At 72.1% G+C, this 24,801-nt stretch carries 14 protein-coding genes; 6 read left to right on the top strand and 8 right to left on the bottom strand.

All coding sequences use genetic code 11. From position 1 onward, the window contains the following. Nucleotides 1-336: 336 nt before the first annotated feature. Nucleotides 337-2,340, bottom strand: coding sequence for a hypothetical protein (locus CW362_RS09580; RefSeq protein ID WP_103548957.1), 2,004 nt, complete (start codon nt 2,338-2,340; stop codon nt 337-339). 395 nt (nt 2,341-2,735) lie between these two features. Here CW362_RS09580 and CW362_RS43235 point away from each other — a divergent pair, with 395 nt between their 5' ends. From CW362_RS43235 to CW362_RS09565, 3 genes are read left to right on the top strand one after another with little or no spacing between them, the layout of a single operon-like run. Continuing rightward, nucleotides 2,736-3,053 carry a hypothetical protein gene (locus CW362_RS43235; protein ID WP_103548956.1) on the top strand — a complete coding sequence of 106 codons (318 nt, stop codon included), beginning with the start codon at nt 2,736-2,738 and terminating at the stop codon, nt 3,051-3,053. A 1-nt stretch (nt 3,054) separates the two neighbouring features. Next, entirely contained in the window at nt 3,055-4,083 is a 1,029-nt protein-coding gene (locus CW362_RS09570) for a caspase family protein (RefSeq protein ID WP_103548955.1), read from the top strand. Beyond that, nucleotides 4,080-5,789: a hypothetical protein gene (locus tag CW362_RS09565; protein WP_103548954.1), complete on the top strand. Its 1,710-nt coding sequence runs from the start codon at nt 4,080-4,082 to the stop codon at nt 5,787-5,789. Before CW362_RS09570 ends, CW362_RS09565 begins: the two co-directional genes overlap by 4 nt. Here the strand turns inward: CW362_RS09565 and CW362_RS09560 are convergent. Together CW362_RS09560 and CW362_RS09555 are read right to left on the bottom strand one after the other, a co-directional pair. After that, nucleotides 5,770-7,479 (bottom strand): APC family permease, encoded by a 1,710-nt coding sequence (locus CW362_RS09560; protein ID WP_103548953.1) that lies wholly within the window; start codon nt 7,477-7,479, stop codon nt 5,770-5,772. The genes CW362_RS09565 and CW362_RS09560 overlap by 20 nt on opposite strands. A 217-nt stretch (nt 7,480-7,696) precedes the next feature. Beyond that, nucleotides 7,697-10,207: an alpha/beta fold hydrolase gene (locus CW362_RS09555; RefSeq protein WP_103548952.1), complete on the bottom strand. Its 2,511-nt coding sequence runs from the start codon at nt 10,205-10,207 to the stop codon at nt 7,697-7,699. A 363-nt stretch (nt 10,208-10,570) separates the two neighbouring features. On the opposite strand from CW362_RS09555, the gene CW362_RS09550 reads away from it, so the two are divergent. From CW362_RS09550 to hemC, 3 genes are all read left to right on the top strand, one after another. Further along, complete coding sequence (locus CW362_RS09550) at nt 10,571-12,133, top strand: hypothetical protein (protein ID WP_103548951.1); 1,563 nt, start codon at nt 10,571-10,573, stop codon at nt 12,131-12,133. Nucleotides 12,134-12,978: 845 nt separating this feature from the next. Beyond that, nucleotides 12,979-14,514, top strand: a complete 1,536-nt coding sequence (locus CW362_RS09540; RefSeq protein ID WP_103548949.1) for an esterase/lipase family protein — start codon at nt 12,979-12,981, stop codon at nt 14,512-14,514. 140 nt (nt 14,515-14,654) lie between these two features. Continuing rightward, nucleotides 14,655-15,587: a hydroxymethylbilane synthase gene (hemC, locus tag CW362_RS09535; protein WP_103549024.1), complete on the top strand. Its 933-nt coding sequence runs from the start codon at nt 14,655-14,657 to the stop codon at nt 15,585-15,587. A 606-nt stretch (nt 15,588-16,193) separates the two neighbouring features. On the opposite strand, the gene CW362_RS09530 is transcribed toward hemC, so the two are convergent. From CW362_RS09530 to CW362_RS09510, 5 genes are all read right to left on the bottom strand, one after another. Then, nucleotides 16,194-16,901 carry a DUF4232 domain-containing protein gene (locus CW362_RS09530; protein WP_103549023.1) on the bottom strand — a complete coding sequence of 236 codons (708 nt, stop codon included), beginning with the start codon at nt 16,899-16,901 and terminating at the stop codon, nt 16,194-16,196. Between the two features lie 160 nt (nt 16,902-17,061). Further along, on the bottom strand, nt 17,062-19,917 hold the full coding sequence (locus tag CW362_RS09525; RefSeq protein ID WP_103548948.1) for an AfsR/SARP family transcriptional regulator: 2,856 nt from the start codon (nt 19,915-19,917) through the stop codon (nt 17,062-17,064). Between the two features lie 166 nt (nt 19,918-20,083). Continuing rightward, the gene (locus CW362_RS09520; RefSeq protein ID WP_240657737.1) at nt 20,084-21,850 is read right to left on the bottom strand and encodes an ATP-binding cassette domain-containing protein; all 1,767 of its coding nucleotides are present in this window, start codon (nt 21,848-21,850) and stop codon (nt 20,084-20,086) included. Between the two features lie 182 nt (nt 21,851-22,032). Further along, on the bottom strand, nt 22,033-22,329 hold the full coding sequence (locus CW362_RS09515; protein WP_103548946.1) for a hypothetical protein: 297 nt from the start codon (nt 22,327-22,329) through the stop codon (nt 22,033-22,035). Nucleotides 22,330-23,377: 1,048 nt separating this feature from the next. Next, nucleotides 23,378-24,307, bottom strand: coding sequence for an LAETG motif-containing sortase-dependent surface protein (locus CW362_RS09510; protein ID WP_103548945.1), 930 nt, complete (start codon nt 24,305-24,307; stop codon nt 23,378-23,380). Between the last annotated feature and the right edge of the window lie 494 nt (nt 24,308-24,801).

Raw genomic sequence — 24,801 nt, 5'->3', positions numbered from 1 at the left:
TCCGGCGGGACCCCGGCTCCCGGTCGGACCCGTGCCGCTCGAACGGACCGGCCCGCATCGCCGCCGCCGACATGCCCGTGCCGGGCAGGACCATCGCGAAGACAGCGCCCGTCGGCACCGAACACGGCATCGGGCAGTCGGCGTCCACCTCCCGCACCTCGAACACGGGGGCTCGAAGGCGTCTCGAGGGCGTCTCGAGGACCGCACCCGGATCCGCCTTCCTCCGTCGAGCTGGAAACAGCGGCAGGACTCCGCTTCCCCGTCCTGCCGGCCGACGCCGTGCCGGGTCACGGCTGTCCGGGAGGGGGAGCCCCCTCCCGGACAGCCGGGGCAGGTTCAGCTGACTCGGACGGTCCAGGTCGTGGAGTACGAGTCGGTCAGGGTGGTGCCCGCGGGACGGTGGGCGCGCACGGTGTAGGTACCGGCGCGGGAGAACACCAGGGTGCCGGCGGCGGTTCCGTCGGCGTTGAGCCTGGCGGCGGTGAGGGTGGTCCAGGTGCCGTCGCTCTTCCGGACCTGGAAGTGGATCTTGGTTCCGGAGACGTACGGCGTGCTGGTCGCGTGGTAGGTGACGTTCTTGCCGCGGTGGACGCCGGTCGCGGGGCTCTTCACGGTGAGGGTCGCCTTGACCTTGCCCGTGACCGTGGCGCTCGTCGAGGACGTCCAGGTCAGCTTCTTCTCGGCGGTGACCGCGCGCCAGGTCCCGTTGCGCCTGGCCGTGGTGGTGAAGCGGGCCGTTCCCTTGCTGTCCGCGGTGGCCTTGGCGACGGTGCTCCAGGTCGTGCTGCCCTGCGGTCGGAACTGCAGGGAGACCGCGGCTCCGGCGGCCGGCTTGTCGCCGGTCCGGGTCACGGTCGCGGTCAGGGCCTGCCGGGCGCCGTAGGTGGTGAGGGCGGGACCGCCGAGCTTGGTCGTCGTCGCCGCGAGGACGCGCAGCGGCTCCGTGGTGACGGAGGTGTCCCCGAACTGGGAGACCGTGGTCAGGGTGAACTCGTGCAGGCCGGGCGTGTCCGCCTTCCAGGACCCGGACGGCTGCGCGGGGTAGGAACCGGTGCCGATGGTCTTCCCGTCGACGGCCATCGTCCAGGTCTGGGCGCGGCTGACGCCGTCCTCGGCCGTGGTGGTGGCCTGCGGCTTCCATGTCTTGCCGGCCACCGGGAACTCGCCGAAGCCGGAGACCCAGCTCGGGTCGACCCCGGAGACGACGACGACCGGGATCTCCGCCGTGCCGTGGGCGCCCCGGTTGTCGGTGACGTCGAAGGTGAGCGTGTGCTCGCCGTAGGGCAGGGGCTTGTCGCCCAGCCGTGCGTAGAGGCGGTCCGGGTAGCCCTTGTAGGTGAAGTCGGTGACCGGGGTCGTGGCCAGGACGTGGCCGTCCAGCAGGACCCGGGTGGAGACCGGGTAGGCGTAGTTGAGGTTGCGCGGGAAGGGCTGGGCGAGACTGCCGGAGTACTTGTAGGCCACGGTGACCGTGGAGGGCAGGTTGCGGATCACCGTGCCGATCGCCGGTGTGACCGTGAAACCGTGGTCGACGAGGACGTACGCCCGGACGGGGACGCCGGCGTGGCCCTCCTTGTCGAAGGCGACCACGTACTGGGACGTCCACAGGGCCGAGTAGATCTTGCTGGTGTCGACGGTGCCCGTCCAGGTGCCGTCGCCTCCGTCGGCCAGCCCGGTCGGTGCGGGCCAGGCCGGGTGGTCGGAGAAGAACTCCACGCGGGAGACGCCGCTGCCACCGGCGTCCGTGGCGACGGCCCGCACCTTCAGCTCGCGGTCGGCGGACAGGCCCACCGGCTCATTCCCGGTCCACGCGTCGTCGCCCGGCAGATCGGGGAGGGTGACCACGGGCAGGTGGTTGTCGACGGTGACGTCGGCATCGGCCATGACGGTCGAGGGACGGGCGGTGAGGACCTCGACGTGGATGTCGTTGTCACCGTCCTGGACGAGGGGCGCGGCGACGGACTCGGCGCCCGGGAAGGGCTTGGTCGCGGCGGTGTCCAGAGCCGCGTGGAGCGTGCACGACGGCAGGCAGTCACCGGGGGCGAGGTCGATCCGCCGGCTGACCGTGCCGGTCCCCGCACCGTACCCGGCGATGCTCACGACGGCGGCGTAGGGCTCGTCGTCGGAATCGGCGTGCACGGTGAACGTCACGTCGGCGGTCCCCGTCACGGTCCGGCCGGGGTTCTCGGCGCCCGGGGCGTCGTGCTCCGAGGTGACGGCGTCGATGGTGACGGCGGTTTCCGCGCCCGCGGCGTCCGCGGAGCCGGGAAGGGCCACGACGAGAACCGCCACACCGACAGAACCGGCGAGCGCGGTGAGAGAGCGGACGGGTCGTGCCATGTCGTGCGGTCCTCTGCGTTGAACCCGGTAACTGTGCAGGTCAGCGGGTTGTCGATACTCGACCGGATGATCGGGAGGTGGAGCGTATACCACCCCTGGTGACGCTCGGCGGGCGGGCCGCCGCTCGGAGCCGCACCACGTGACCCACCCGGGGCGATCGCGCGACGCGGGTGACCGTCCGGTGCCGGCCGGGGCCCGCCCGCGTCCGACGGTGAGCCGGGCGAACGGGCGGGCTCCGAAGGGGTGTTGTCCGAACCGGGGCGGTTCGCCGCCGCCCGGCGGAGCGGCCTGGCGAAATCGCCCCCGTGGCACGACTGCCGGTTGGCGGGGCACGCCGAAGTAGTAATCTGAAGCGGGCGTTGATTGGCATTCTGAGCTGACTCGGGGGCGTTCGCATGGCTACGAAGATCTCGGTGTCCGTCAAGGGGCTGATCGGGCTGGACGATCCGGCCCGCATGCGCGCCGAACTCGAGGCGGAGACCGGTCTGCCCTGGCGTCCGCAGGAGGTCGCGGACGAGGACACGGTCCTCAGTGGCGGCATCGTCGAGATCATCCTGGTGGCCGTGGTCTCCAAGACCGCCGAGATCACCGTGACGGCGGCGGTGGACGCCGCGAAGCGGGCCGTCGCGCGGTGGCGCGGGGAGCGGCTGGACGGGCTGGAGGCGTCCGTCGACACGGAGCCCGGTCCCGGCCCGGCGGACCAGGACGACTGACATGGCGTCCAGGGCGGTGGTGATCGGACCGGCGGCGTACGCCACCGGCTCGGGGATCGACAGTCACCCTTCGATCGGCGAGAGCGCGCGCATGTACGGCGAGGTCCTGGCCGGCGACGCGATGTGGGGTGCCGAAAGCTGCCGGGTCCTCGGACACGGCGAGGTCCAGCGTGCGGACGGCGTCATGCGGGCCTTGCAGGAGGCCGCGGACGAGACGGAGCCCGAGGACATCTTCCTGGTGGTCTACGTCGGCCACGGCCAGTACTGGAGCGATCTGCCCGGCGCCCAGGTGCACTTCTCCGTGGGGTCCTCGCACAAGAACGAGCCCTGGACCTGGCTGTCCAGCTGGTACGTCTACCGCGTCATGCGCAGGGCCCGGGCGAAGCTGAAGGTCCTCATCGCCGACTGCTGCTACTCCAACCTGCTGCCGCAGCTGGGAGAGGAGCCGGTCCTGCCCGGAGTGCTGGGCGAGCTGGACGAGGGCACCTGTGTCTTCACGGCCGTCAAGAACGCGAACTTCGCCTCCGCCGAAGGCTGTTCGGCCCTGCCCGGGGACCTGGCCGGGTGCACGCCGTTCAGCGGGCACCTGCTGCGCGTCCTGCGGGACGGCACCAAGGACCATGAGGCCCGGCTGACCATCGGGCTGCTGCGCGAGGCCGTCAAGCAGGAGATGGAGAGCTGCGCCGCCGCCCGGCACCAGGTGCCGAGGATGTCGCTGAACGACGCCCGCGACGGTACGCCGCTGTTCACCAACCGGATGGAGTCCACCCGCCGCGACCGCGCCCCCTCCCTCCCGGTCGCCCCGGAGGACTGGGTCAGGACCCTGATGCTGGACCGCGACTCCCGCCTCGAGGACCTGCTCAGGGACGAGCGCAAGACCGGTGACGTCGTCGCCATCCTCAGCTCCCGGACGGACGACGCCAGCAGGCTCCTCGCCCGGCACATAGACGCCCGGGCCAACAAGAGGTTCAGTGAACCCCGCGCCTTCGCCCGCTACTGGAACCAGGTGGAGAAGGCACTGCGCGTATGAGGGACGGCCGGAGGGCGGCGGGCCCCGAAAGGACCGGCACCCTCGAGAACGAGGACGGCGAGGCATTGAGCTTCGGCTACGAATGGGTGACCACCTGCACCGTCGAGGCGTTCGTCAAGCGCATGCAGGCCATGCGGGAGGGGGACCCGGAGAACGGTGAGAAGCCGCGCCCGGCCACCGCGATCCGCGCCCTGCACGCTTTCGCCCTCAGGCGACCCATCGACCAGCTCATCGAGTCCGCGCGGTGCTTCGACTACCGGGACGCCGTCAACGTCCTGGCCACGGCGGCGCTGTGCCGGAACATCAGGCAGGCGGCGGACCTCGCGATCAGGCAGTGGGACACCGAGCGGGAGAGCGGGGACGAGGGCCGTCCCCGGCTGACCGACGGCGTCATCCACGACATCGCGTGCCAGCGCACGGTCGCGGACGTCGCCGTGTTCGTCCGGGTGTGCCGTGACGCCGACGAGGACGAACTGGTGAAGCGGACGATGAACGCGTTCACCGAACCGGGCTCGGGCCGCACCAACCTCGACAAGGCACTGCTGTACATAGCGTTGCGCGACGAGGAGTGCGCCGAGGACGCGGCCGAGTTCCTCTACGGGGCCCTCGTCGCGCTCGCCGACGAAGGCCCGCCGCAGACGCCGGAGACCGTGCCGAAGGAGTTCCACGACCTCGCCGGGGCGCTGCACCACCTCAGCCCCTCCGAGCGGATCCTGGAGGAGTGGGTCGACGCGCAGTTGCAGCGCGACGACCGCGTGCACGAGACCAGGCGGATCATCGCCCGGCTGATCGCCACCCGCACGGACATCCACGACACCCTCGTGGAACACGTCGGCGGGTCGCGGACCCGGCACGACATCGCGGAGATCTGCGGCCAGCTGATCAGGCCGCCGCACTCCGAGAAGTGCGCGAAGATCCGCAAGCACGCCGCCGCACGCGCCCGGACGGAGGACCTCGCCGAGATCGTCCGGATCTGGCACGAGTCCGACGCCCTGAACAGGACGACCAGGGACCTGCTCGCCGACATCGTGGCCCGGGGGACGGCGGCGGACGAAGGACCGCGCTCCCTCCACGAGCTCGACAGCCTGGACACGGCACTGAGCAACGTCAACGCCCCGCCGGAGTGCCGGCGTCTGCTGCGCATCGCCGCCGCGGTGCACACCGACAATCGCTCCGGGGCCGATCTGGTGGCCCTGCTGGTCAAGATCGAACGGCCGCGGGACCGCAACCGCGCCGCCCAGACCATCGCCCAGCGCCTCGCGGCACACGTCCTCGAACACGACGACGGGGCCGCCCTGTTCGTCGAGTACGTGCGGGGGCTGCGGACGGCCGGCCGCGCCGACGCGGTCTACCTCGCCTGCAAGGAGCTGGCGGACCCGGCCGACCCGGTGCGGCCGCCCGCGGGCTCGGGTGCGGTCATCGCCGAGATCGCGGCCGGACTGTACGCCGCGGGGTTCTCCCGCGACGGCTGGGACCTGCTCGAACGCTGCCTGGAGAACGAGCAGCGGGTCACTCCTGAGGAAGTGGCCCTGATCATCGAGCGGTTGCGTGGCACCCCGACGATGCAGGAGGAGGACCGGCACTTCCTGTTGCGGGCCACGGTGGGCCGCTGGTCCGACGTGCCCCGCCGGGAGGAGGCGGTCACGGTGCTGACCGGAAGGGGTTACGAGGAGGAGGCCCGGGAGGTCATTCGGTCACTGCGCTGACGGCCTCGGCGGAAGAGACGGAAGAGGCGGCGCGCGCCGGAGTCGGCAGCATCGGCGGGACTTCGTCCATATGACGCCTGGACGCCCTGACCAGCCCCTCGAAGGAGACGAGCGCCGTGGTGACGGCCAGGAAGCCGCCCAGGAACTTCTGGTGGAAGCCGATCGGGGAATCACCGAACAGCAGCGCCAGCGACAGCAGCACCACGAGGTGGCCGAGCAGCCAGAGCGCCGCCTGGGCCGCGGGGCTCTCGCGCGCGTCCCGGAACAGCGTCACATGCACCTTGGCGTCGTACACCCGCCCGAAGGCGGGCAGCCACCGGGCCAGACTCGGCAGGAACAGCAACAGCACGCATCCCACCGCGAGGGTCACCATGCCCTGCCACAGGGACGTCCAGCCGGCCCCGTAGAGGATCAGCGCGATCAGGGCGAAACTCGTGCGCGCCAGGACCTCGTGGGCATCGCGCCGCAGGCCGGAGTACCCCAGGTGCGCGCGCAGCGAGACGAGGGTGACGCCCGGGACGGCGTAGACGACCAGGGTGAGGACCCCGGTGACGGCGACGAGGGTCTTCCAACTGCCGCCCATCGCCCACAGGGCGATCGCCGCGACGAAGAAGTCGACCACCAGCACCAGCCAGTAGACGTCGTACCGCCGGTTCAGGGACGCCTTGCGGGCGGTCTGGAGCCCCCGGTGGGTGAGATGGGCCCGGCTGAGGGCCGCGACCTCGCGGGTGAGCGCATGGGCGAACACGAGTCCCGCGCCCATGGGCGAGACCACGGCGTTCATGTTGAGCAGCACTCCCAGCCACAACAGCCCGATGGCGTCGGCGAAGTGGGCGTAGGGCGACGACGCCATGTGGGCCGTGCTCCACCCGGAGTCGTGATACCTGGTGAAGACGACCTGGAGCGCTATGTACAGGACCATCGAGCCGACGATCGTCCCGAAGACCGCCCGGCGCAGCCGCGCCGCCTCGCCGGGCGGCCGTTGCTTGACGTTCCCGGCGAAGTCCAACGGCCCCTGGAAACCGACGTAGGCGTAGATCACACCGCTGGTCACGACCGCGGTCATCGCCGCGGAGGCGCCCTTCCCCGCCATGTGCCCACCCGCCCCGGGACCGTGCCGGTCGAACCCGGCCACGATCAGCAGCACCACGGTCAGGACGGGAACGACGACCTTCAGCACCGTCAGCCAGGAGTTGATCCGGAAGAAGATCCGCGGGGCGACCAGGTTGACCGCGGAGATCGCCGCCATGAACACCAGCGCGTAGCACCAGCCCTTGGTGGTCAGCGCGTCGGAGTCGGAGGAGGCCAGCAGTCCCCCGACCTTCCAGGACAGGCCCCTCGTCATCGCGACGGCCTCGCTGGCCAGGTTGATCGCGTAGACCAGCCACAGCCCCGCCGCGGCCACCGTCGCCACCAGCGCACCGCTGCTCTGCAGCGGCAGGAAGATCAACCCGCCGGTCTTCGGCGCGGCCGTCCCCAGTTCGACCATGACTCCCGCGATCAGCAGCATGAGCAGACCGCCGAACAGCCAGGCGAGCCAGGCGTCCGAACCGGCCTTGCCGAACGCCTCGTTCGCCCCCAGCATCCAGCCCGAACCGACCACACCGCCCGCCGCGAGACCGACGAGATGGAACACCGACAGCCGCCGCTGCTCGTCCTCGGCCTCGAACCGCGATCTCTGGAGACTCATCCGCCCTATCCCCCGCGTAGCGTCTGCAGTTCCTCACGCACAGTGGCGACAGGGTACAGCGGGTGTCTTCCGTTGTGCTTGGGCCGATCACGTCGCCGGTGCGGTCCGCCGGTGCCCGGCCCGCCCTGACGGGCCCGGCGTACGCGCCCGTCGGAGCGGTTCGCGGTTCGTCGCCGTGTGTCCTTCCGCACCGGCTTCGAGGACGGGCGTCCGTACCTCACGCGAGGAGATGTTCGTCGACCTCGACGTATCCGAAGCCCTGGAGCATGTGCACGAGGGCGCGCCGCAACAGCCGTCGGCGCTCGGTGTCCCCCAGCATCGGAGAAACGGTGATCGTCACGGCCATCTCGGACAGCGGGCCGCGGTCGGTCGGCCCGAGCCCGCTCAGATCGATCAGGGTGCCGAGGTCCGCCCGGGGCCGGTCGTGCGGACCTTCGGCCGTGAGACGCAGTTCGACGGTGGGCGGGCCGGCCCACCGCGTCGCCGTCGCGTCACACACCGCCGACGGCAGGAGGTTGGCGGCCGTTTCCCAGGATGCCAGCAGAACCTGCTGCACCTCCTCGAGCGTGAGCCTGGTCGAAGTGTCCGGGGGGAGAGCGGCGGCCCAGGCGGCGGTGTCCTGGATCGCGATCTCGGCGCAGGTCACCGTCGACGCCCGCGGGGTGCCGGGCAGGGAGGCCATGACCGCGCCGGTCAGGGCCGGCCGCCCGTCCGCGGGGGCGACGGTCGTGGAATAGCTGATGGAGTCGATCGCGTTGCGGTACGGCCCCGGGTTCCAGTTCGCGGCGCGGAGGTCCGCCCCTCTCCTGAGCGACAGCGTGGTCACCGCGCCGGCGAGGCGGCCGAAGGGGAGCCTGTCCTTGAGGTCACGGCGCCGCTCCGGGGTGACCTCCATTCCCTCGGCCGCGTCCCGGGGCAGCGTGACGAGTACGCGTAGCCGCAGCCGGGGTGCGGGCCGGCCGGCGGTCCAACGGTCGGCCGAGCTCGTCCGGTCGAGGCTCAGGCCCACTCGGGGTTCCCAGCGCCAGCCGTCGTCGCCGCGGACCAGCAGTCCCCTGCCCCAGCTTCCGCCTTCGAGGTCGACGCGCCGCTCGTCCGGGCCGAGCGCTGTGGGCCCGGCCCCCGGGGCGGTGGGGTGTCCGACCCTGCCGAGCGGGTCGCCCTGCGCCGCTGAACCCCCCGCCTCCACAAGGGCGTTCCAGATGGGTTCACTCACGGCCACGGCTCTGCCGTTCCTCAGGCCGAGCACCCAGCCGGGACCGGTCTCATCGCCGGCCGCGAAGTGCTGCACGGCGGTGGCGCCGGAGAGGTACGCGTCGGAGACCGGCTCCCCGATCCCCGCTGTCCGGAGCCGGTCGTACGCCGTCCGCAGCTCGCGTTCGTGCCTCGGCAGGCCCCGGCCCACGCGCGACCGGCCGTCGGCGGTGCCGGGTGCCGCGGGGCGAGCGGCGACGGCCTCCGGCGCGCTCGTGCCCCTGGGCGGGAACGCCGTTCCTTCCGGTGCGTGCAGACGCTCGTTGAGGAGGCGCACCAGGACGTCGTAGGTGTCGAAGAAGGTGTCGCGGAGCGTGTTCAGTCGCAGTTCGTCCTCACCGCGCCGGTGCTCGCCGAGGAAGAGCGTCCGGGCGTCCCCCTTCTCCCGGGCCGGCAGACCTTCGTACGCCTCGGCGTCGGCGCGGTCGGCGGCGAGAAGGGCCGTCATCGCTTCGCCGAGGCCGGTGGCGGCCCTGCCGCACGCGGTCGCGGCATCGTGCAGGACGGGGTCGATGAACTGGAGGGGGTCGTCGCCGAGGGCGTCGGCCGCTTCGTGGAAGAGCCTGTCGACCCGGCCGCTGACGACGAGGAAGTCCTGGGTGCGCAGCGTTTTGAGCCAGTCGGCGTACGGGGGCAGTACGTCCAGGATCCGCGCGGCCTTCGCGCCGTCGCCCCACGGCACGTCCTGGGCCGCGGACGGGGAGGGATCCGGGGTGACCGCACCTGGCACCACCCGCTCCGGGGCCGGATCCGGATCCGGCTGCCGCTGAACCTCCAGCAGGTGGGTGCGCAGGGCGACGTAGACGGGGTCCGTGTGCGACTTGGGTCTGATGATGCCGAAGTGGTCACCCGGCAGCATGAAGAAGCGGGGGAAGGCCCCCTGGGCGGAGGCACGGACGACGACCTTGTCCTCCGATCCCCCGAAGACCCAGAAAGGGACGGGGCACGAGGAGGCTCCGACGTCCTTGGCATAGACGATCCGGTCGAGGACCGTGCGCTGGGCGTCCTTCACGTCGGGGTCGAGCGGTGTCAGCGCGCGTACTTGGGGGTGGCCGGGCCACCATGCGCTGCGCAGCGGCAGCATGAAGTCGGAGCCGTCGTTCGGGCAGGCGAGCAGCACGACCCCGCGGATCCGGGTGAGTTGCCGCCCTTGCCCGCTGTTGATCATCCGCGCGAGATGGCGCTGGACGATCAGTCCGCCTTGACTGTGGGCCACCAGGAGCAGGCGGTCGTGCCCCGCCGCTTCGTAGTGCAGGAACGCCTTCAGCCGATCCGCGAGGTCGTTGTAGTCGGCGGTGCGCCGGTCGGGGCGAAAGCGGCGGAGCCTGGGTGACGCGTAGTCGAACCGTCTCACCGTGACGGCGGCCAGTTCCTCGTCGGATTCGAGGAGCCGGACGAGCGGGTCCCAGGTCCGCTCGGACGAGAAGAGCCCGTGGATGAACACCACTCCGAGATTGGTGGTGCCTACGCCCACTGCGCCTCCATGGCTTCCTCGACTTCCCGGCGGTTCCTCGTGCCTGGCCGATTGTTCCGTACCGGTGGCTCCACGGGGGGCGGTAATGCGCGGAGACGTCGTCTTCTCGGCCCCCGCCGCTCGGCGTTCACCGGCACCGGACCGGCCGACAGCGCCTTCCCCCCGACCGGTGATGCGGCGCCGACATGCGACGAACCCTTCTCGTACCGCTGTCGGCGTCAGAACCGCACGGGAGTTGATCCTTGCGGGGCCCGCTGAGCGGGTTACCCGGTCGGCGGGACCGTTTGCCGCGTACGGTGATCACTGCTGACATACCGTGCCAGGACGGGGCGGGCGGAAGCCAGTGGCGGGAGGAAGAGCAGGATGACGGAGACCGCGGCAGGCGAACTGGACGATCGTGTCCGGGGACGCAGTTGGACCGTACGACTGGACCCTGTCGGCCGGGGGAGCACAGCCGTACGCGTCTCGTGCAGCCGTCCGAACTGTGCCCAGCAGCGCCTGGCGTCCGCGGCCGACGGCCGCCAGGCCGCCGTCGCCCATCTGAAGGCCCATCTGAAGGCCGCCGCGGCGCCTCGCCCCCAGGCCTTCTGCGCGTGCAAGGCGGAGAGCTGCCGCGGTCACCTCGATCCCGGCCACCGGCAGACGCGTGCCGAGCCCTGGCGGTGCGGCGGGGCGGTCGTACTGGCCGTGGTGGCCGACCGGGAAGGCCGCTGGTGGCAAGTCGTCGAATGCTGCTCACGCTGCGCGGCCGCGACACCCGGCGCGAAGGTCGTCTCCACCGCGCCCGCGGTGCCCCGTCCGCCCACCGGCTCCCCGAGCCGCACCGACCGCACCGCGACCGCGTCCGCCGGCCTGCCGCAGTTCTCCGCCCCTCCCCCGGTCCCGTCCGGGGCGACGGCAGAACCGGGCAGGACGCCACGACCGCGCCCGGCTCCCGTACGGCGCGGCCGCCCGACCGGGAAGATCGCGCAGCGGGTCGTTCCCCCAGGACTGCAACCCGTCGTCCTGCGTGACGAGCTGGTCGAGCTCGGGGATCTGTTCCGGGCCTACCAGCAGCGCGCCGAACCCGACCTGTCGCTGCTCGCCGAGCTACAGGACCGAAAGGCCCGCGCCTTCAGCACCTGGGCCGAGGTCACCGGCGACGGAAACCTGCGGCTGGAGGCACAGCGCGCCGAACAGGCGGCGGCCACCGCCCGCTCCCAGTACCTGAACCGCACCGGCCGCGGCGCCGGTGCCGACGGGCCGGCCGTGGACCGGCTGCTGACCACGCCGACGCTGTGGGAACACGCGCGCTCGGTCCTCGCGTACGCGGCCGACCACAGCCCGCTGCCGGGCCCGGAGGCCCGGCTGCTGGTGCTGATGCTGACCCTGCGCGCCGCGCATTCGGGCACCGGAAACCTCGTCGGCCAGGACATCGCCGCCCTGGGCCTGAGCGATCCGCACCGTCTGCTCGACGAGCTGACCGGTTGCGGCTGGCTGCGGATCCCGGGCACCGCCGATGAACTGCTGGCCTCGCGGCCGGAGAACGCGGTGCTGACCACCGTCCCGTCCCTGCTCCCCCGGGACGACGGCTCCGGGCCCTTCACGTTCGGCAAGAAGGCACGGGCCAAGGTCAGTGGCTGGGCCCAGAAGGTCACTTCCGACAAGAAGCTCCGGAAGGCCAAGGCCACCCCCGCCGCCCGGCTGCTCGCCCTGACGCTGGCCACCCGCGCCACCGCCTCGGGGCTGCTCGGCCCCGAGGGCCAGGGCATCGCCCGGGATCCACTCGCCGCCTGCGTTGCCGTGGATCCCGGCGAACTACAGCACCTGGTCGATCAGTTGACCACGACGGACTGGCTCGCCGAAGCCACCCTCACCGACACCCACCTCGTCGGACGGCAGAGCGAACGCGTGCTCCCCCTGACCTGCCCCCTCACCGGGGCCTGACTCCGACCCGGCTCACCGAGCGGTTGACGTCCCGTCGCTCCCGGCCCGCTCCGGCGCCCCGCCCGGACACATGGGTCACCGACCGGGCCTCCGGTGCACTGCTCGGCGCGGTGGTGGGCGACGCGTCGGGCGGGCCCTACGAGTTCGGGGCGAGGCTGCGCGACGACCAGCGGCGACGGGTACGGAGGCGGCCGGGACCCGCACCGGCGGAACCGTTGTCCCGGCTGGTGACCGCCCGGTCGGCCCAGGACTTGCACCGATCGGTCGGACCGGCTGGAATTGATGGTGGAAGGCTCACTCGGAGCCTGTGACACTCTCGACCTGCACCGTCTGCCGGTGGTGCTCCGCCGGCCCGCGGGCGCGGCCTTCGCGGAACGCGCCCTGCGGGACCGGGCGAGCGAGGCGATCAAGGTGGTGTCCCCCTCCTCGATCGCGGTCGCCCGGTCGGTTCCGGCCGGAACGCGACGCGGAACCCGTCGGACCGTGCCGTACCGGCCGACGGCTGCCGGCGTTCGCCGGACCGCGCGGACGCGGGCACCGAACGGTCCTCGCCGGGACATCGTGCCCCGGGGTCGCCGAAGAGCACACCGGGAACGGCCCGCGCACCGGTCCGCGGAAGCCTCCGCGCGGTGATCGGCCACCGGTCCGGCGCACCGGGGCCCGGCGGCGTGCGTCACGGCCTAGCGCGTCGATGCGCGCGCCCTCGCGGAAGCGGCCTCGGCGTCGTACGGGGCGACCGCCCGGCCCTTCGTCCCGGCACTCGACAGACACACGTCCGACATCTTCATCGACCACCCGGACCCCTGGCTCCCGGACGTCGGTGAACGCTGATCCTGGAGGAGCTCATGGGACCGTCCCCGAAGCTTCCGGTCGTCTACGTACGGGGATACGCCGGCAACACCGCCGGTATCGACAAGGCCGTGACGGACCCCTTCTACGGTTTCAACGAGGGTTCCACCCACATCCGGGTCGGACCTGACGACGCACCGTGCTTCTACCAGTTCGAGAGCCCCCTGCTCCGCCTGCACCTGGACGAGGGGTACCAGATCCTCGTCGACGGCGGTCAGGACCTCTATCTCGCCACCCACGACACGATCGCGCCCGACAGCATCTGGATCCACCGCTTCTACGACGCGTCCGCGGACACCTGGGGAACCGCCGCCCGTGAGTTCCGGCTGGAGACCGCCGCGCAGGATCTGCTGAAGCTGATCGAGACGCTCAGGGAGAAGTCCGGGGCGCCCAGGGTCCACCTGGTGGCCCACTCCATGGGCGGGCTGGTGTGCCGCTGCCTGATCCAGAAGGTCCTCCCCGACCTCGGCCTCGATCCGGCCGACTACGTCGGCAAGTTCTTCACCTACGGCACCCCGCACGGCGGCATCTCCTTCGACGTCGGTCTCGGCGTGCTGGAGCGACTGCGGGACATCACCGGCATCAACGGCGCCGACATCTTCGGACCGGAGCGGATGTACGAGTACCTGACGCCGAAGGCGCTCTTCGACTCCGACGGACCGCCCCGGACGTGGGACGCCCGCGTCATGCCCCAGGACGGGCCGTTCCCCTTCCCCCTCGAGAGGGTCTTCTGCCTGGTCGGCACCGACCCGACCGACTACGAGGTGGCGCACGGGCTGTCGGCCGCCGCGGTGGGGCCCCGCAGCGACGGTCTGGTGCAGATCGACAACGCGTACGTCCCCGGCGCGTACCAGGCGTACGTGCACCGCAGCCACAGCGGACGCTACGGGCTCGTCAACTCCGAGGAGGGCTACCAGAATCTGCGGCGCTTCCTGTTCGGGGACCGCAAGGCCGAGGCCGCGCTCGTCGGCGCCCGCCTGCCGCAGCGCAGTGACACGACCTGGCAGGCCGAGGTCCGCCTGTCGGTGCGTGGGCTCCAGATCGCCACGCACGAACGGACGAGTGCCCAGTGGTCCCCCATCCAGCTCCAGGACGCTTCGGCGTCCGCCGGAACCCCGCCGGACGGCACCGCCGACGGCGAGGCGTGCGTCCCGCTGGTGCGGACCTTCCTGAACAGCGGCCTGCGGGCCGGCGGCTCCGGCACCCTGCGGTACGCGCTGCACCTGCGGGTCCTGTCGCTGCACCGGCACGACGGCCTTCTGAGCTTCAACGACCACCTCGAACAGGTCGCCGACTTCGACGACATCCTCGTCATCGACATCGGCACCGACCCCGCCATGCCCGCGATCTCGGCCGGCTGGAATTCCGAGATCACCGGCCGGATCAGCGACTACGTGCCCGACAGACGGACCCTCGTCGACGAGAACCCCGCTCCCGGCGTCTGGGTCAACCACGTCGAACTGCCCGCCATCGCCGACCCGATCCTCGGGAAGGACGCGCGGATCCGGCTCACGGTCACCCCCTGGAACTGACCGGACGCCCCGCCCTCCCCGAACACGTCGGCGACTTCCTCGCACGCCCGTCCGAGACCTCCAACTTCCTTTTCGCACAGTCGAGATGGGCCTCGGGGTTGACGCTCGGAGTCCGGCCCCGACGCACTATCGTGTACGACATGTCCGTACCCGAGCTGATCCGCATCGTCTCCCGTGATTCACCCATGGCCCTGGCCCAGGTGGAACGTGTCCGCGCCGAGCTCGGCGTGCTCCACCCCGGTCTTCGGACCACGGTGGTCCCGGTCAGGACGACCGGCGACAAATGGATGGGGGACCTCTCCAAGGTCGAGGGCAAGGGGGCGTTCACCAAGGAGGTCGACGCCGCGCTCGTCGCCGGGGAGGCAGACCTCGCGGTGCACTGCGTCAAGGACGTGCCCGCGGACAGACCGCTGCCGGCCGGCACGACCTTCGCGGCGTTCCTCAAGCGCGACGACATCCGTGACGCCCTCGTCCACCCCGGCGGCCTGCTCCTCGACGAGCTTCCCGCGGGAACCCGGATCGGAACCTCCTCGGTGCGCAGGGTCGCCCAACTCGCGGACTCCCACCCGCACCTGGAGTGCGTACCGTTCCGCGGCAACGCCAACCGCCGCCTGGACAAGCTCGCCGCGGGCGAGGTCGACGCACTGCTGCTGGCCGTCTCCGGACTGGAGCGCATCGGCCGCTCCGACGTGATCACCGAGGTCCTGTCGACCGAGACCATGTGCCCGCCCATCGGAGCCGGCGTGCTGGCCCTTCAGTGCCGTGAGGCCGACACCTCCACGATCGACATCGTCAGCGCCCTGAACGACCCGGGCACTCATCGGGAGGCCACCGCGGAACGGATGTTCCTGCACGTCCTCCAGGGCCACTGCAACAGCCCGATCGCCGGATACGCGAAAGCCTCCCGGGGTGACCTGTCGCTGCGCGCCTGCGTGTTCAGCCCGGACGGGAAGACCGTCCTGAACGCCCACGAATGGGCCGGGCGGCTCAGCCCGTCGGACCTCGGCGCTTCCGTCGCCCTGGCCCTGCTGCGACAGGGCGCGCGCGAACTGATCGACGGTATCGCCCACTGACGATCGCCCGGCAGCGGTTCGGACGCGTGATCCGACGATCCGGGACGGACACGCTCCCCGGTCATGCGTACCTGCTCGGCCCTGCCGAGTACCCGCGGACCGATCGCGACGTGTTTCCCACCGACGTGCCTGTCATCGGTCAGCGCACCCTCCAGCGTGTCCGGCCCGGCCAGGTCCCCGCCCACCACCTCGGCTTCCCAGGGAAGTTCGGCCGACCCGGAACCGTCGGCGCCGGGAGCGGAACACCGCTCAGCGTGCCCACGGACCCCACCACTTGGGCGGCAGCGGGTCGGCCGGACCCGATGTCGGCTGATCGGGATGGAGTCCGAGCCGTCGCAGGGCGTCCGCGCGGACGCTGACGACGATCGTGCCGTGCCAGTGCCCGTCGGAACGCACCCCGCACATGAGGTCGATCCGGATGTCGTGCTCGGCGAAGGGGTTCCAGTCGATCCCCCGGTCACGCAGTCAAACCGCCATCAGCCGGCCGGGCCGCGGACGGCCCGCGACGTTCTCGAAGCGGAAGAGGGTCACCAGGTCAGAGGTGTATCCGTCCATGGTCGCCATCATGCCGTGTGCCGCGCCCCGGGCCCAAGCGAAATAACGGGGCTAGAAGTCGTCGGCGCCGTTGCGGAGTTCGGGGGTCCAGTAGCCGGTGGCCCACTTCGCGGAGTCGACGGCGACCCCTTCGGCTCCCGGGGCCCTGACGGTGGCCGCAGCACCGCTGCCCTGGACCGTCACGGAGAAGGCGATCACGGGCTCGGTGTCCTCGTCCTTGCCGCCGTCCGAGAGCCTCACGAGAGCGTAGGCGGGTGCTCCGGCGGCCAGGACGACGGGAGCGGCCGGCTTGCTCTTGGCCACGGCGGGCACGTTCTCGCGGTGCCCCTCCAGGAACTGGATCTCGGGGAAGCCGTTCATCCGGCAGCTGTGCCCCGAGGTGTTCCTGGCCGTCAGGACGATGTGCGTGTAGGGCGGGCCGTCCTTGCGGGCCGCGCTGATGGCGACGTCCTTGGTCGTGCAGGCGGGCGTGGAGCCGGATGCCGATCCGGTGTCCGACCCCGATCCCGACACCGCGTCCTGACCCGATCCGGAACCGGTCGGGGTCGCGCCGGCCGAACCACCGGCGGTACCGCTGTCCTCGGCGCTGCCCGCGTCGCGCGTGGATGCCGCCGAGGAGGCAGCCAGGGGAGAGCTCGTGGCCTCCTGGCCCGAGGCCCTCGCGCCGGAGCCCTCGGACCCGCAGGCGATGGCGGCCAGGCCGAGTACGGCCGTGGCCGTGACGGCGAGAAACACGGTGCGATTACGGATGGTGCTCACGAAGGTTCCCCCGAGAGAGTGCTGCGGCGAACGCCGGGACATCCGGCGCACCGTCCCTGAACTGCTGACATGCATCAGTCTTGGGCCCGGCGCTCACGTGCCGCTGACGTCGCGCTGGCGTACCGCTGACGTCCACGGTGTGACCGTGCGCACACGGATGTCAGCCGTCGTCGGAGATCCGGCGCACCGCTTCCTCGTACCGTTTGCGGTAGCCCTCCCCCGGGCGCACCCGCAGCAGTGTCGCCAGGGCCCGTACGGCGCCCTCGTCGTAGCCGGCGCGTTCGGCCTCCTCGGCGGCCTGATCCAGCAGCAGGACCGCCTCGTCGTCCGCGCCGAGCGCCAGCCGGGCCTCGCCGCTGACGGTCAGCAGCAGCGCGCGGCGCGCCGCCTCCTCGTGCTCGGGGCCGAGATCGAGGGCCGTACGGGCCGATCGCAGCGCTTCCCGGGGTCGGCCCGCGGTGAGCTGGATCCGGGCGAGGTGCTGAAGAGCGAGCATCTCGGTGTGCGCGTCGGACTCCTCCCGGGCCAGCACGATGGCCCGGGCGCAGCTCTCCAGTGCGGTCTCGAGGTCGCCTTGAGCGGCCTCGACGACGGCGAGGTTGATCAGCGCGGTCGCCTCGCCGAGCCGGTCGCCCGCCTGCCGGGCGAGTGGCGGCGAGAGCTCGAGCAGAGCGAGGGCTTCGGCCGGTCGGCCTTCCTCGCTCAGCACCCAGCCGAGCAGGGTGAGCACACGCGATTGGGCGTACGGGTCGCCCTGGGCGCGCGCGCATTCCAGCGCGATGTTCAGCAAGGGCACCCAGTTGTCCCTCACCCGCCACACCACCTGGGGCCACTGGAGCAGGATGATGCGCCAGGCGCGGTCGTCGAGTCCGGCGGCACGAGCCGCGACGACGGCCAGGGCCAGGTCCTCGCGTTCGGTGGCCAGCCAGTGCATGGCGGACGCCCGGTCGGTGAAGTCCCGCACGGCGGCGGGGCGGCGGAAGCCGTCCGGCAGCGTGAAGCAGGGTTCGCCCCCCGGCTGCGCGGTGTCGGCGGCGGCGAGCGCGGTCGCGATGTAGTGGTCGAGGACGCCGGTGAGGGCTTCGCGCCCGGATCCGGGATCGAGGGTGCGGGCGTAGAGGCGTACCAGGTCGTGGAGTTCCCACCGCCCGGCCGCCGTCTCGGTCACCAGGTGGGCGGCGGCGAGGCGTTCCAGCGCCGCCGCGGCGGCGCGTGGGGTCGTGCCGGCGAGTGCGGCGGCGGTGAAGGGGTCGAAGTGCGAACCGGGGTGGTGGCCGAGGCGGGTGAACTGGTGCAGTGCGTCGGGCGGCAGTTGCTGCACGGTCAGGCGCAGCGCGGCGGAGACACTGGTGTCGTCCACATCGAGGTAGGTCAGTCTGCTCCGCTCGTCGGCGAGTTCGTCGGCGAGTTCGGCGAGCGTCCGTTGCGGGCGTCCGGCCAGCCGGGCGGCGGTGACGCGCAGGGCGAGGGGCAGGCCGCCGCACAGTTCGGTGAGTCTGCGCGCCGCCTCCGGTTCGGCCAGAATCCTGTCCTTGCCGAGGACACCGGCCAACAGCTCGGTGCCGTCCTGGGGTTCGAGGCTGTCCAGGGGGACGGCGCTGGCCGCCTCGGAGGCGACGAGGCCGTCCAGCCGGTGCCTGCTGGTGACCAGGGTGACGCAGTCGGCGCCGCCCGGCAGGAGCGCCCGGACGGTGGCGGAGTCACGGACGTTGTCGAGTACGACGAGCAGGCGTCGCCGGTGGGTCAGGGAACGGAAGAGCGCGGCCGCGGCCGACGCCGATTCGGGTACGCGGCGCGGGGGCACACCGAGCGCCGGCAGGAACTCGCGGAGCACCTCCGTGAGCGCGGGTTCGCCGGTGTCGCTGAACCCGCGCAGATCGGCGAAGAGCAGCCCGTCCGGGAACATGTCCGCGTTGCGGTGGGCCCATTGCACGGCGAGCGCGGTCTTGCCCACCCCGGGCAGTCCGGTGACCAGGCAGATGGGTCCCTCGGCCGCGGCGGCCCGGGTCAGCGCGGCCAGTTCGGCCTCCCGTCCGTGGAAACCCCGGGGTGCCCGCGGCAGCAGGTCCTTGGGGTACGACAGGTCGACCAGCGGGGGGAGAGCGACGGGTCCGGAGCGCGCGGGCGCCGGCACGGCGTCGCCGGTGCGGAGTTCCGGCGCCGGGAGCGAAGAGCCGTCGGACGCCCGGCCGTCGGACGAACCGGTCGGACCCGGGTGTTCCGGCGGCGGTGCGGCCACCGGATCCGCCGGAGTGTCCGGTCCGTCCTGCGGGAGGGGGTCGCCCCGCAGGATCAGCGCGTGCACCTGGGTGAGTTCGCTCCCGGGGTCGACGCCGAGCTCGTCGACGAGCAGCCGCCTGGTGCGGTGGAACCAGTCCAGCGCCTCCGACTGGCGTCCGGCCCGGTACAGCGCGGCCATCAGGGACGCCGCCAACGGCTCCCGCATGGGGTGGGCGGCCGCTACCGTGCGCAGAACGGCCGCGGCCTGGTCGTGCTCCCCCAACGTGGTGTGTGCGCGGGCCAGTTGCTCGACGGCCGCCACCCGTGACTCCTCCAGCGAGTGCGCGGCGGCCTGGAGCGCGGGGCCGGGGAAGGTGCCCGCGAGGGCGGGGCCCTGCCACAGGGAGAGGGCGTCCTTGAGCATCGCCACGGCGTCGCGCGCGTCCCGCTGCTCCCTGGCCAGTGCGAGGAGTTCCTCGAACCTGTGTGAATCCAGAAGGGTTTCGGGCGATCGCAGGGCGTACGCGTCGCCCAGTGTGGCCAGTTCGACCCCGTAGGCGGCGGCGTCCCCGTCGGCCAGCAGGGCGCGTATCCGCGACACGTGTCCCTGGATGACGCTACGGGCGTGCAGCGGTGGTGCGTCGTCCCACAGACAGTCCGTCAGACGGGTCACGGGGACGGGCGTGTTGACCGAGAGCAGCAGCGCCGCGAGGAGGCTGCGGCGCTTGGCCGGCCCCAGGGACAGCGGCCCCTCGAGGGTGTCGACGGACACCATGCCGAGCAGCCGGAACTCCACAGGCGCGGTCCCTTCAAGGTGGGGGGAAATCGAAGGTGAGGACGAAGTCCCAGGATATCGGGGTACGGGGAGACACCGATGAGGTGCGTCGGTCTCCGGCCACGGGCGGCGACCGGAAGGGCGGGGCCGCACCGGAACGCGGCCCCGCCGACGGTGGGTGAGGGGGTCAGCGGTCCTGTGCGAGCGCGTACAGCTCGCCCAGGAGGCTTCCCTCGGTGGCGACGAGGGCGTCGAAGGTGCCCTCCTCGCGGATGCGCCCCCGGTCGAGGACGATGACCCGGTCGGCCATCCGCACGTTGTCCAGCCGGTGCGTGACGACCACGGTGATCCGGTCCGGGGCCATCTCACGGAGCTCGCGGAAGATCAGGTGTTCGCCGCGGGCGTCCATCTCGCTGGTCGGCTCGTCCAGGACGAGCACGGCGGGCTCCCGGTACATCGCCCGCGCGCACGCCAGGCGCTGCCACTGCCCGCCGGACAGTTCGTGCCCGCCCCAGACCGAGCGGGCCAGCAGGGTGTCGAGCCGGTCGGGGAGCCCGTGGAGGCGCTCGGTCATCCCGACGCGTTCCGCGGCGTCCCAGACGCGTTCGTCGCCGTGCTCGCGGGGCTGGCCGAGGGTGATGTTCTCCCGGGCGCGCAGCGGCCAGTGCCCGTTCTTCTGGGGAACGAGGCCGACGTGCCGCCAGACCGATTCGGCGTCGGTGGTGGCGAGGTCGGTGTCGTCCCACAGGACGGTCCCGCCGGTCGGCACGGTCAGCCCGGTGAGCATGCGGATCAGGGTCGACTTGCCCGCGCCGTTCTCGCCGACCAGGGCGACGACCTCACCGCGGTTGAGGGTGAGGGTGACCGGGCGCAGGGCCGGGGCGTCCTTGCCGGGGTAGGTGAACTCGGCCTCGCGCAGGCTGATCCGCCGCGGCGCCTCGGCCTGGGTGGTGCCGCGCGAGGTGGTCATGGAGCGGACCTCGTCGACGAACGTGTAGTAGTCGCTGAGGTAGAGACCGTGGTGGAACATCACCGCGCCGTACCGCACGATCGAGTTGAGGGCGCGTCCGGCCGTCTGCGAGGCGACGATGGCGGTGCCGGCGATCGCCGTGGACATGGCTCCCGAGAGGGCGAGCGCGGCCAGTGACGCCCACATGCCGAGCGTGAACAGGCCCGCCAGGGAGGCCGCGAGGAGCGTCACCAGCAAGTACGGTCGGGCTCCTTCGAGTTCACGCCCTTCGACCCGGTCGCACATCGCCCGGTACCAGGAGTGCAGGTAGGGGCGCATGGTGTTGGCGCGCAGTTCGTCGGCGAGCTCGGAGGTGGTGAGCCACCAGCGCATCATGCCGCGCACGTTGCGGGCGGAGAGGGTGCGGTCGTGGACGCGGTAGTCGATGCGCGCGGCGATCACCCCGCCCAGGCCCCGGGGAACGACCGACAGCACCAGCACTCCCAGGAGCAGGGGGTGGAGCGAGGTGAGGACGGTCGCGGCGGACACCAGTTGGACGAAGCCGTTGGTGAGCGTCTTGGCGTCGTCCGCGAGGTCGACCGCGCGCAGGGCGCCGATCTCCGCGGCCTGGCTCCGGTCGGTGAACCCTTCGGTGTCGTAGGCGGACAGCTCGGCCCTCATGTGGAGGTCGACCAGGGTGAGATCGGCGGCCGACGCGATCTTCGGGTTCAGGCGGCGGGTGGCCCAGTCCGCGAGGATCCACATCCCGGCGCCCGTCGCCATCGCGGCGACCGCGACGGTCAGCGCCGGCCATGCCTGCCGGAGCCCGGTGCGGGCGTCGGAGGTGGCGAGGTGGGGCAGCGCTTTGGAGACCGCGGTGAGCATGACGGCGGTACCGAGGCCGGACAGCAGCTGGCACAGGAGGATCGTGACCGTCATGCGCCGGTCGACGGACCAGGCCAGCCGGGCCGACTGGGCGAGCGCCATCGGGATCCGGCGGGCCATGTCCCACAAGGTGGCGTCGTCCATGGCCCGGCGGTGCTTGCGGCCGTTGTAGTCGAGCTCGGGGGGAGCCGAGGGCTGGGGTCCCGCCGAGCGTGCGGCGGGAACGGCGGCCGTGTCCCCGGCCGCGGGCGGGGTCCCCGGCGCGGTGGCCGCCGGCTGTCGGCTGGTGACGCGGAACCACTTCACGCGGACACCCCCGTCGTCAGCAGCGCCAGGTGCTCGGCGCCGGGTGCCCGCAACCGGGGCGCTCGGCCGGCGCCCGGCGCGGGCGCCGCGTGCCGCAGGGCGAACGTCTCCCTCTCGTACGTCCGGGCCGTGGGGGCGGCCTTCGAGCAGAACCGGCGGTCGTCGGTCCGCACGAGCTCCCGCACCCGGGAGTTCTCCCGCGGGTGCGAGGCGTCCCGGACCTCGATGACGCCCCCGACCTCACGCTCGGCCCAGCCGCGCAGAGCCGCGGGAAGGGTCTTCGCGTCGCTCATGCCCCCCACCTCGCTGACGGTCGTGACGCGGATGCGAACGGGGCGCGGCGCGCGTCCGCCGGGCGCCCGGGCACCGTGGGCCTGACGGGCAGAGCGGGAGGATTTTCGAACGAGGGGTGGGCGGCGGGAAGGGAACGTACGGGATTCACGATTTCTCCTCGGCGGGGATCGGATGGAACACCCGGACAACGCTGCTGATCACAGGGCCGATACGGGGCGGGCCGGGCGACGGGTCGAGCGCAGGTTCGACATGCGATGCGGCGGGCAAGTGCCGTCGGCACTTCCGGCCGTTCGATTCACTCGGCCAGGGGACAGCGGCGAAGGCATGACCCGAGCGGGGGATTGCGTGAGGGCGTCGAGAGCACCGGTCTCCTCGGTGGGGCGTGATGGGGCCGTGGAAGGGAACCTTCGGCCACGCCACCGACAACCGGGCGGGTACGGTGCCGCGATCCGGACAATCCGAGCGGCCCGCACGGCATCGGGAAGGGTCCCCGGGCCGGCCTGACGACCTGGGACGGAGCCGGGAGAAAGGATTCTCGAACCGGTCGCCGGATTCCCGGAACCGGGCGGTCGACGACATGGCCTGAACTGCCCGGACCGCGGTGCGGACGGAGCCGGATTCCGGAGTGGCGGGCCGCGGCCGGGCGGATCTGCGGCTAGTGTCAGCACCTTCGACGCCGGCCATCGGGCGCCCGCGAGGGCTGAGGCACGGGGGCGGGAGCCACGAAATCGGTACCCCGTGGCACCGCACGGCCGCGAGCCGCGGCCCGGGGGAAGGCGGCGAGGGAGTGGCGTACGGCCGCGGACGGTCGAGCCCGTGCCGACGTCGGGGCCGAGGGTCGTCGGCGTACCGTTCGCCGAGCGCGGTGAACGCCCCGCGGACGTCCGTCGCGGCCACCCGCCGCTCGTCGGCACACACGGACAGGACCCGTCGGACGCCTCGCGCACCGAAGGGCTCCGCCCGTAGGCCGACGCGGCGGGCGTCGATGTCCTACGGGCGGAGCCGGTGGAGTGCGCTAGAGCGCAGGGGTGATCCCCTATGTCCGCGTCAGGAGCGACGCGTGCGGCGGGACATGACGACCGCACCGGCTCCGGCGACGATCACCAGGGCCGCGCCTCCCGCGATCGGGCCGAGCGAGCCGCTCGCGCCGGTCTCGGCCAACGGCGGCTTGCTGTCGCTGGGCGACGGCGTCGGGGTGGCGGACGGCGTCGACGTCAGCGGGGGCACGTCCGGTGTCGTGGTGGGGGTGCTGGAGGACTTGGGCGTGGGGGCGGGCGACGTCGACGTGTCGGCGGGCGGCTGGTCGGCCACGGGGGTCGAGGGCGTGGCGGGGGCGGACTGCGACGGCGTGGGCGCGTCCGAAGTCGCGGGCGAGTCCGGCGTCGCGGGGGCACACGGCTTCTCGCCACCGTTCCAGGCGGCTATCAGGTGGTAGGGGGTGGCGATGTTGTCGGGCTCGTAGGGAAGGGGGCCGTGACCCTCGCCGGTCTTCCCGTCGTACGAGACGTCGTCGCCGTACAGGTCGATCTGGCCGTAGCAGTCGGGCGTCCGCACCACCAGCTTCTGCCAGGTCAGCTTTGTGTCGTCCGATTCCGGGACGTCCGCGGCGGTGAGGTAGACGGTGGCCTTGTCGATCAGGCTCTGGTGACCGGAGACGAACCAGTTCGGCCCCTCGGTGGTGTACTCGGCGAGGGAGACCGGGTACTTGCAGCCCTCGCCGACGCTCTGGCCCGGAGCGAGCCGGACCTCCACCGTTCCGGGAACGGCGTTCCACTGACGGAACCCGCCCTGGGAGGACCAGTCCCCGTCCACGGGCTTTCCGTCGGCGTCGACGATGCGGTACTGGACCGTGGCGGACTGGCAGTCGCCGGACGTCGCGGCGCTTGCGGATCCCGCCACGACGAGGGGGACCACGGCACCGGCGAAGGCCGTCGCCGCGAGGGCGGCGAGAATTCTTGTTTGTTGCGAACGCGACAAAATGAGCCTCTGTGAAGGTCAGGGTGTGGGAGGTGGCAGAGCGCGAGCAGCCGACACGGACGGGTGCCATGAAGACATGGCCGACGAAGACGTGGTCGCCCGTGTCACTCGCGCCACTTCGCTCTCTTCAGACGCGGCGAAGCGAGCGACATTCTCGTCGCCTTTCACAACTCCCGTCAATTCTGCACGGGTTGAGCACGACCGCCGCCTCGACGGGCGGCTTCTCCTCGTGGACCGACAGGGCGGTACCCCTGCCCTCATCGATGACGCCGGCCTGCCCGCCGACGGTGGTCTCCCCCTCCCCAGCGCTGTCGGCCGGGGGGAGGCCGGTGCGGCACGGGGGTCAGGACCGTGCCGCACCGGCGGTCAGCCGCCGGTGGGGGCCATCTCGTCATGGGGTGCGCGGTCGGATCCGGTGCGCAGGACTCCGGCGGCCGCGGCGGTGGTGAGGCACAGCAGGGTCAGCAGGACGAAGGCGTGGTCGAGGGCGACGA

Source organism: Streptomyces populi (assembly GCF_002911015.1).
GTDB classification, from domain to species: Bacteria; Actinomycetota; Actinomycetes; order Streptomycetales; family Streptomycetaceae; genus Streptomyces; species Streptomyces populi.
Note: the sequence above shows the minus strand (reverse complement) of the source record. Positions and strands in the feature narration are given on the sequence as shown.

Bases quoted from the DNA above. Each gene is read 5' to 3' on its own strand.
- CW362_RS09570 (WP_103548955.1), top strand. From the start codon at position 3,055: ATGGCGTCCAGGGCGGTGGTGATCGGACCGGCGGCGTACGCCACCGGC.
- CW362_RS09515 (WP_103548946.1), bottom strand. From the start codon at position 22,329: ATGAGCGACGCGAAGACCCTTCCCGCGGCTCTGCGCGGCTGGGCCGAG.
- CW362_RS09520 (WP_240657737.1), bottom strand. From the start codon at position 21,850: ATGGCCCGCCGGATCCCGATGGCGCTCGCCCAGTCGGCCCGGCTGGCC.
- CW362_RS09565 (WP_103548954.1), top strand. From the start codon at position 4,080: ATGAGGGACGGCCGGAGGGCGGCGGGCCCCGAAAGGACCGGCACCCTC.
- CW362_RS09550 (WP_103548951.1), top strand. From the start codon at position 10,571: ATGACGGAGACCGCGGCAGGCGAACTGGACGATCGTGTCCGGGGACGC.
- hemC (WP_103549024.1), top strand. From the start codon at position 14,655: ATGTCCGTACCCGAGCTGATCCGCATCGTCTCCCGTGATTCACCCATG.
- CW362_RS09560 (WP_103548953.1), bottom strand. From the start codon at position 7,479: ATGAGTCTCCAGAGATCGCGGTTCGAGGCCGAGGACGAGCAGCGGCGG.
- CW362_RS09540 (WP_103548949.1), top strand. From the start codon at position 12,979: ATGGGACCGTCCCCGAAGCTTCCGGTCGTCTACGTACGGGGATACGCC.
- CW362_RS43235 (WP_103548956.1), top strand. From the start codon at position 2,736: ATGGCTACGAAGATCTCGGTGTCCGTCAAGGGGCTGATCGGGCTGGAC.
- CW362_RS09580 (WP_103548957.1), bottom strand. From the start codon at position 2,340: ATGGCACGACCCGTCCGCTCTCTCACCGCGCTCGCCGGTTCTGTCGGT.